9 protein-coding genes and 1 riboswitch are annotated in these 8,874 nt (G+C 40.4%); of the genes, 1 reads left to right on the top strand and 8 read right to left on the bottom strand.

The annotated features are described in order from the left end of the window. Positions 1–201: 201 nt before the first annotated feature. The 8 genes from J2S11_RS22050 to J2S11_RS22015 form a co-directional block, all read right to left on the bottom strand. On the bottom strand, positions 202–1,419 hold the full coding sequence (locus J2S11_RS22050) for a M20 family metallopeptidase (RefSeq protein WP_307398347.1): 1,218 nt from the start codon (positions 1,417–1,419) through the stop codon (positions 202–204). Between the two features lie 41 nt (positions 1,420–1,460). Then, on the bottom strand, positions 1,461–2,327 hold the full coding sequence (locus J2S11_RS22045) for a MetQ/NlpA family ABC transporter substrate-binding protein (protein ID WP_307398345.1): 867 nt from the start codon (positions 2,325–2,327) through the stop codon (positions 1,461–1,463). A 37-nt stretch (positions 2,328–2,364) separates the two neighbouring features. Continuing rightward, positions 2,365–3,027, bottom strand: a complete 663-nt coding sequence (locus J2S11_RS22040) for a methionine ABC transporter permease (protein ID WP_307398344.1) — start codon at positions 3,025–3,027, stop codon at positions 2,365–2,367. Further along, complete coding sequence (locus J2S11_RS22035; RefSeq protein WP_307398342.1) at positions 3,024–4,043, bottom strand: methionine ABC transporter ATP-binding protein; 1,020 nt, start codon at positions 4,041–4,043, stop codon at positions 3,024–3,026. Before J2S11_RS22035 ends, J2S11_RS22040 begins: the two co-directional genes overlap by 4 nt. A 292-nt stretch (positions 4,044–4,335) precedes the next feature. Then, a riboswitch (SAM riboswitch) is annotated at positions 4,336–4,438 on the bottom strand. Between the two features lie 277 nt (positions 4,439–4,715). Further along, a complete protein-coding gene (locus J2S11_RS22030) occupies positions 4,716–4,988 on the bottom strand; it encodes an HU family DNA-binding protein (protein WP_307398341.1) in 273 nt (90 codons plus the stop codon). Positions 4,989–5,140: 152 nt separating this feature from the next. Beyond that, positions 5,141–6,619, bottom strand: a complete 1,479-nt coding sequence (spoIVA, locus tag J2S11_RS22025) for a stage IV sporulation protein A (RefSeq protein ID WP_307398339.1) — start codon at positions 6,617–6,619, stop codon at positions 5,141–5,143. Between the two features lie 211 nt (positions 6,620–6,830). Then, positions 6,831–7,538 carry a hypothetical protein gene (locus J2S11_RS22020; protein WP_307398337.1) on the bottom strand — a complete coding sequence of 236 codons (708 nt, stop codon included), beginning with the start codon at positions 7,536–7,538 and terminating at the stop codon, positions 6,831–6,833. Positions 7,539–7,582: 44 nt separating this feature from the next. Next, complete coding sequence (locus J2S11_RS22015) at positions 7,583–7,771, bottom strand: DUF2768 family protein (RefSeq protein WP_307398334.1); 189 nt, start codon at positions 7,769–7,771, stop codon at positions 7,583–7,585. Positions 7,772–7,960: 189 nt separating this feature from the next. Here J2S11_RS22015 and J2S11_RS22010 point away from each other — a divergent pair, with 189 nt between their 5' ends. Beyond that, complete coding sequence (locus tag J2S11_RS22010; protein WP_307398332.1) at positions 7,961–8,620, top strand: hypothetical protein; 660 nt, start codon at positions 7,961–7,963, stop codon at positions 8,618–8,620. Positions 8,621–8,874 lie beyond the last annotated feature (254 nt).

The raw sequence follows: 8,874 nt of genomic DNA, 5'->3' as shown, positions 1-8,874 counted from the left end.
CTAGCAGTATTGACCAAAAAAAGCATGCTTCTTCAGTTTGTAGTTACATTTTCATTTTTTGTGGTGCCGCTTCACGGCATGATGGTCTTATACGTAAAAAAAAAGTACGTGGGACGACTAGGGGGAGCGTCCCACGTACAATAATCATGAAAAAGGGCAATTGGTGTAACAGTTTATATATAAAGCATGCCTTTCATTTATCTATTTAGGCACATCGGTCTTCTGATTAAACTCCTTTCTAATTGAGCTGAGTAGCTCTGGTTCTGTAATAAGCCGTAAGCCTGTTAAGGCTAGAGCTTTTGCTCCAACTAACAAGGCATTGTCACCTTGAGGAGAAGCCGCAGCCTCCCTGAATTCAGGGGTATGACCAATTAGATCATCAATCCCTATTTTTATGTGAGGGTGTGACGTAGGGATCGCTTGACTTACATTCCCAGCATCTGTAGAGCCCTTACCTTTTCTTTTTTCTCTGACAACAGATTCTCCTAGAGCTTCCAGCTCCAGACCCACAATTTCATCTAAGGATTCATTTATAATAAAGTTTTGAACCTCATTTTGAAAACGTTCAATTCTCACTGTGCTCCCTGTAGCTAAAGCTGCTCCTTCGGCAATTTTGCGTACCTTAGCAGAGGTCTTTTCGGCCTCTTGCCAGGTTTCTGCCCGAATAAAGAAACGGGCAGAAGCGTATTCAGGGATGATATTTGGAGCGTCTCCACCATGCGTAACGATGCCATGAATACGGATATCCGAAGCAAGCTGCTGACGCAAAGCGTTAATCCCTGTAAAAAGCTGGATGACAGCGTCAAGCGCATTGATTCCTTCCTCTGGAGATCCAGAAGCGTGTGCAGCCCGACCATAGAAGTGAAAATCAAGTGGATCTACAGCTAAGGTTTCACCGGTTAATCTAGTTTGACCAGAGGGATGAATCATTAATGCAGCATCGATCCCTTCAAATAAGCCGTGCTTTACAAAGCTTCCTTTAGCACTTCCATTAGGTCCTCCCTCTTCAGCTGGGGTACCAAACACATACACTTCCCCACCCGTCTCTTCTATGACCTGTGAAAGAGCAATTCCTGCTGCGGTACTGATTGTACCTATTAAATTATGACCGCAGGCATGCCCCAAGCCAGGAAGTGCATCATATTCTGCTAGAAAAGCAATCTTCGGCCCCTGTTTAGCTGCCGTTTTTCTTGCTACAAACCCTGTCTCATGTCCAGCAACATTACTTTCTACTTCAAATCCAGCATTTTGAAGTAAGCTAGTTAATTTTTCTGCAGCAAAATACTCCTCATTTCCGATTTCCGGATTTTCATGGATTTGATGACTTGTATGGATATACAGATCTGCTTGATGATCAATGTTTTGAATAATGGCATCACGCTCAGCCTTTGCTTTACCTACATGTGTTTGAATAGTCATTTCTTATCCTCCTTAACGAATAGAATTTCTCATTATTTCTCTTACTTAATCCCTTCAATCAGTTCATTTAAGTTTTTTTCCAGTTCACTAGCGTCTATATCAACCACTATACTTCCACCGTTTGTATCCTCATGCACAGCGTCAATGACCTCTTGCTCCTGATAGATTCTAGCAATCGTTTTATAGGCTTCATTATTTTTATCTTCAGCATTTACAGCGAATACGTTAATATAAGGTCTTGCTTCTTCGCTGTACGGATCATCGTGAAAAATTGAGTCTTCTAAGTAAAGCCCCGCTTGCCCAGCTATACCACTGTTAATGACAGAGGCCGCTACATCTGGTAAAACACGTGGTGTTTGTTGAGCTACTATAGGTACTATATCAATATTTTTCGAATTACTGACAATGTCAGTAAGAGTTGGATACAAGCCTACCTCTTCCTTCAGTTCAATAAAGCCTGCTGCCGCTAGTAGCTTAAGCCCACGCCCTAAATTAGCAGGATCATCTGGAATTGCGATTTGAGCTCCGTCAGGAATCTCAGCAAGATCTGTGAATTTCTCTGAATACAATCCTAATGGTGCAATAATCGTAGAACCAATCGGGACAATCTCAGTATTATTTTCTGCGTTAAACTGACTAAGGAAAGCCAAGTGCTGAAAGGAGTTAATATCAACCTCTCCGTTTGCTAAAGCGTGATTAGGCAGTGTATAATCCTGGAACTCAATCAGTTTAATTGAAATCCCTTCCTCTGCCGCTTTATCCTTAATAATATCCCAGTACTGTCCATCAGCACCCGTTACTCCTATAGAGACTTCAACTGTATCCCCTGAAGCACTGCTATTGCCGCATGCACTTAGGGCAAGAACCCCGATTAGTAATCCTACAGTAAGTAAAAATTTTGTTTTCATTTCTCTCTCTCCTTTTTTGTGTTCACTCATATCACATTTATCTACGAAGGAATCTTCGTGATAAATAGTTACCAAGAAATTGGGCTGCTTGCACAAGGATAATAAGAAGGATAACCGTTACAACCATGACCGACGTATCAAAGCGCTGGTAGCCGTACGTCATCGCTAAATGTCCTAGTCCCCCTCCACCTACCGTCCCTGCCATCGCAGAGAAATCTATAAGGGCTACCGTTATAAAAGTAAGTCCCAGGATAAGCGGACCTAGTGTTTCTGGAATTAGGACACCAAAGATGATTTGCAGTGGACTAGCTCCCATTGCTTTTGCTGCTTCAATGATGCCAGGATCAATAGCAACCAAGTTATTTTCAACGACTCGTGCAATCGCAAAGGATGCGGCAATCGTCATCGGGAAAATCGCTGCTGCCGTTCCTATCGTTGTTCCTACAACAAGTCTTGTCAAAGGACCTATGGCTACTAGAAAAATAATAAAAGGGATAGGTCGAATAATATTGATTAAGAGATTTAATAGAATAAAGATAAGTCTATTTTCTAGGATGTTGCCTCTTCGCGTAACAAACAGTAATAGCCCAAAAATGAGACCGATGATACTTGAAAAAAGAAGTGTTAATGAAACCATGGTCAGCGTCTGTCCTGTAGCCTCCACAATTCGTGGCCAAAATGTACTCCAATCTACTTTCATGAATGGATCACCTCCTTAATTTCAACCTGTTTCTGGAGTTCTCTAATAACCTGCAAAATGACTCTTTCATCACCTATGAACTCTACAATTAAATTTCCTAAAATCTGCTCCTGGAGCTCATTTATGCTGCCATATACAATATTGAAATCTATTTTATGCTTTCTCGTAACCTGAGAGAGAAGTGGCTGATTTGTAGCTTCTCCCTTAAACACAACACGATATAGCTTACCATGATGATTCTGTCTTAGCTTCTCTAGTAGCTTGACAGATAGTTGATCGTTCAAAACTGAGCTTATAAAATTCTTTGTTGTTTGTGTTTGTGGTTCTGAGAATACGGTAAATACGGGGCCTTCTTCTATGACAGAGCCATTTTCCATTACCGCAACGCGATCACAAATGCTTTTGATCACATGCATTTCATGAGTAATTAGGAGAATGGTAATGTTGTATTCCTCGTTTACTCTCTTTAGGATCTTTAGAATCTCTCCCGTTGTTTCTGGATCTAAAGCTGACGTAGCTTCATCACAGATAAGAATATCTGGAGAGGTTCCCAAGGCCCTTGCTATTCCTACTCTCTGCTTCTGCCCACCTGACAACTGCTCTGGATAGTAGTCCGCTTTATCCTCTAATCCAACAAATTTGAGCACTTCTTTTACCCTAGAATCGATCTTATCCTTGGGGTATTTCGCTAGCTTTAGCGGATACGCCACATTCCCATATACGGTACGTGAAGTAAACAGATTGAAGGATTGAAAAATCATACCTATACGCCTTCTTAGTCTACGCAGCTCTGATTGTGGGAGGGAATTAATCTCCTTGTCATGGACAATCACCCTTCCCTCTGAAGGACGCTCTAACAAATTGACTAAGCGTAGTAACGTGCTCTTACCTGCCCCACTAAATCCAATGACCCCAAATATTTCACCTTGTTTCACATGTAGAGATACATTTTTTACAGCGTGCACCTCCTTACCCTTTGAACGGAACGTTTTACTAACATTTTCAAACTGAATCAACTTGTGCTCCTCCTTGCTGTTCCTAAAACATATTTTTTGCATAGGTTTACTTGGTTTAATAGCAAAAATAAGAAAAGCTTCTATTGAAGCCCTCTCGAAGAGGTTGTCTAGTCCATCATTAAAGGAAGCTTTCACACAAAGTGTGCAAGTGACGCTAGGCAACTAAAGTTGCAAGTCGTCCTATGCCCTGCCGCCAGAAAGTATAAACATGGTATCAAATTTTATACTTTCTTTAACGTAAATAAAACCTCTTCTTTGAGAAAAGAAGAGGTAGGCTCACATTCATCTACTCTTCTTATCTATCAAGCATACTGCTTGCTGGAATTGGCACAGTACTATACAAGTCTGCTGCCGAGATATCATAGGGCCAGTCCCTCCATCTCTCTTGATAAGAATACGATTTAATTTATTTTATTTTATTTTCGTTCACTCTATGTGTTTTAATCTATGATGTAGTATTTATTAAATAATAATCTACACGCCTTATAGTTAAATGTCAACTGTTTTTTTGGAAGAATTTCTCCCACAGAAAAAATCCTCACTTAAAAACAATGAGGATTCTCTTATTTAACTTATGCTTGCTTTCCCTACTTATGTACACAAAGAATGTACCTAGGAACATGTTCTTTGATAGTCAAGTAGATATTAATAGTTAAGTTCCATCAAAGTAGTTTATTTAACAACATCTTTAAGTGCTTTACCTGCTTTAAATGCTGGCACCTTACTGGCGGCAATATCAATCTCTGCACCTGTTTGAGGATTTCTCCCTTTTCGAGCAGCTCTCTCTCGGATCTCAAAGTTACCAAATCCAATAATTTGTACTTTGTCCCCACTCTGAAGAGCATCAGAAATAGATTCAAAAACAGCTTCTACAGCTTTTGTGGAATCCTTTTTTGTTAATTCTGTACGCTCTGCAACCTTGGCAATAAGTTCTGTTTTATTCATTTCCAGTCACCCCCTTCCATGTTGTTCCTATTCTATTTTTTTGCCTATTTTACTGAAGTTTATACGTATTCCTTACATTTTTCTTGTTTTAAAAGAAAAAAAGCCTCCTAGTGGAAGCCTTGTGTGCTCTAGAGGATGAGGCCATCACCCATCTAGAGGATAATGGCTATCAACCCACCGGAGCCTTCATTAATGATTCTTTCTAATGTATCTTTAAGCTTGTATCTAGCATTTTCAGGCATGGTCGAAAGCTTAGCCTGAATTCCTTCTCTTACAATTGAATGCAGGGAGCGACCAAAGACATCTGAGTTCCAAATGGATAATGGATCATCCTCGAAATCCTGCATGAGATAACGAATTAACTCTTCACTTTGCTTTTCCGTTCCGATTATCGGAGCAAATTCAGACTCTACGTCGACCTTGATCATGTGGATGGATGGGGCATTCGCTTTTAAGCGTACTCCAAACCTTGGTCCATGCCTAATAATTTCAGGCTCATCTAGAATCATATCCTCTAAGCGTGGTGGAGCTATACCGTAGCCTGTTTGCTTCACACTTCTTAGGGCTTCAGAGATTTGATCATACTCACGTTTAGCTAGAGCAAAATCCTGCATGAGCTGTAGGAGATGATCCTTCCCTCTGATCTCCACACCAACAACTTCTTTCAGAATTTGATCATAGAGCTGGTCTGGTGCAGATAGATCGATTTCAGCTACACCCGTTCCCATATCCATGTCTGAAAGAGCAGCCTGATTAATAAAATCATACTCTGAAAAAAATTCGACTACTCGATCCACGTCACGCAGACGACGGATATCCTTCACCGTATCTCGTACGGCTTCTTCATAGCTTTGACGTAGCCAATGTTCATCATTTAAAACCATCACCCAGCTTGGGAGATTAACGTTTACTTCATGTACAGGAAACTCGAAAAGAACTTCTCTTAAAACTCCTGTTACATCTCTTTCCTCCATATGCTCAACACTTAGGGCAAGACATGGAATATCATATCTTTCGCCTAATTCAATACGTAACGCTTCAGTTTCGGGGCTTTGTGGCTGAGTAGAGTTTATCACCATAATAAATGGCTTTCCTACCTCTTTTAGCTCATTAACAACTCTTTCCTCTGCTTCTTCGTACTCATATCTAGGAATATCTGAGATGCTTCCGTCTGTCGTAATGAGTACACCAAGTGTGGAATGCTCCTGAATCACCTTACGTGTCCCAAATTCCGCCGCCTCTTGAAAGGGAATAGGCTCCTCATACCAAGGGGTGTTAATCATCCTTGGACCATTTTCATCTTCATAGCCCTTAGCTCCTGGTACTACATACCCTACGCAATCAATCAAACGGACATTAATGTCTAACCCTTCATCAACGGCAATCTGTACAGCTTGGTTAGGTACAAATTTTGGCTCCGTGGTCATGATCGTACGTCCAGCGGCACTTTGGGGTAACTCATCTTGCGCTCTTACCCTGTCGGACTCTCTGTGAATCTTAGGAATGACGACTTTTTCCATGAACTTTTTAATAAACGTTGATTTTCCAGTACGGACAGCACCGACAACACCAATATAAATGTCACCCCCAGTCCGCTCTGCTATGTCTTTAAAAATATCGACCTTTTCCACGTGATCCCCTCCCGAATCATTCTTATAACCTAGTGAAGGTTGTTTGTCTCGTACAATAAATTGGACACTATAAATATATGAGTCTTATTAAGAATTATGACTATGAAAATTCAATGCCAACTTTTTAGTCGCAAAACAAAGACAAGACCTCCTTTATCTTTAAGATATAAGAGGTCTTGAAATTTTATGCTATAAAATTATGTTTTTACCATCATTTCAGGATAATTTCTCCATTCTCAATCACATAGGGAAAAGAATGGGCTGGAACAAGCAAAGAGGATTGGTAAAGAATTGATCGAATATCTTTACCCTCTTCTAACTGCTCAAAGTCAGATTGCTCCAAGAAATAATATAAGTCTTTCTTATAGTCGATACCTACTCTTCCAGAACTGTCTACAATAAAAGGCAGCTCTTGCATAGAATACGGGCTTTGTACAGTCGGCTCTTCCCTAAGGTTTAGGGCTTCATAATCCAGCTTAACATATTGCTGATCGACAATACTTTCGACCGGCAGATACTGATCTCGCAGATACTGATTAACACGCTGCTGAAGATCTCTAACGGCATTCGTTAATCGAAGGTCTAACAGCATGACAGTAGGGTCTTCTTCAACATCCACTAAAACATATTGGAAAATTCCCCCTCTTTCAAATGAGTTATTAGGGGGAGCTTCTAAAAAGCGTGGAACCAATCTTTGAAATTCAATCACATATTTTTCATAGAGGGGTGTATCAGCGTCACGTGTAGCGATAGGTAATACTCCATTCGCCTCCTGAAACTGATCCACAGCACTCTGGACGGACTCAACCATAGCTGGATAAGGAATTTGATTCTCAGCTCGCCTTTCATTAGGGTAGAGGCAGCCACTTAGCACTAAAAGAAAAACAATAGACATCATACAAGCTATGTATTTTTTCATGGCTTCAAAAAAACCTCCATTTCTAAGCAACATCTACTTCTAGGTTAGAAGGAGAGCACCACTATGATGACAAGAACTAATGAAATAATTAACGAGGCAACAGCTAAAACGGTCATTAGAACCTTCCATATTCCTTTGAGCCGGTTTCTTGCCACCATAATAAATATATTTGCTAGAAACATTAAAGCAATAGCAACTAGGGCTAAAAACATTTTTATTAATCCTGGACTCATTCATTACCCTCCTTCTTTCAACAACCTATTATAGCATAAGAGGACACTAGAACAGAAATAAGAAACCTACATAAAATATAAAGAATACTGCCAGCGTTCATATATTTGACGATCTTTGATTAGTTATACGTTTTTAAGTAATGGCTCAATACATTAATTAAGCTACAACTCTATAAAGGAGAGAGAAGAATGAGTGAGAAAAATAAGAGTGAAGGTAACAGCGAGTCTAGCAATGAACAAATTCAAGAAGCTAAGGCAAACAAATCAACAGCTTCATCAAATACCAACCCTATCTGGATTGATGAAATAACCTATACGTTGGGTGAATTAAATAAAGCGATGGACAATGTACAATATATGTCTGGTTTAGCGAAGGATTTAGATTTAGCCAGCATGCTTAAAGGCGCATCGAAAACTGATATTCTGCAGCTATTAAAGAATATTGATTTAGAGCAGGTCTCTGCTTTTCTAGATTCTCCTCTTGTTCAAGCGTTTGTTCATGACCCAAGCCTGCTAGCCATATTTACAGGAGGAGACAATGAAACCTCTGAACAGCAGCCAAGTTCCCCGCAAAGTCCAAGCGGACAGCATGGACAGCAAAAACAAGGCTTTATCCAGCAGCAGGGACCGCAATCCGTTGCTTATACAAGACAGCCTAGCCCTGCCTATGTACAAAGCTCCTATAGGAACCTGCCCCATTATTATCCAGTAGCTAGACATACACCATCCTCTTACTCCCATCCTCCTTCGCAGCCTATTGGGTTTAGTAAGCCACTTGTTCGTCAACAACCAAGGGCTTCTATTAGCTCTAGACCATCGTCCTTTTATCCACCCAAAAGGACTAGGTAACTTCAAACGTGCATCAAACTGTGTCCACCACCATCATATAGAGCAACATCAAGGACTAATGAGCTACACAAGATGCAATAAAACATAAGAAAAACTAAGGCTTTCATCATGACCTGGTGATAAGCCTTAGTTTTTCTTATACTTTCTACCTCTGAACTTATAAATTCTGGTAGAGTAAAGAACTGAAATTTTCTTGGCGACCGTGAGGTCGCCTTTACTCATTCCAGCTCCTCCTCATCAAACCGTACGTGAAG

It is taken from the genome of Bacillus horti (assembly GCF_030813115.1).
Lineage (GTDB): Bacteria > Bacillota > Bacilli > Caldalkalibacillales > JCM-10596 > Bacillus_CH > Bacillus_CH horti.
This window is presented reverse-complemented; position numbering and strand designations above follow the sequence as displayed.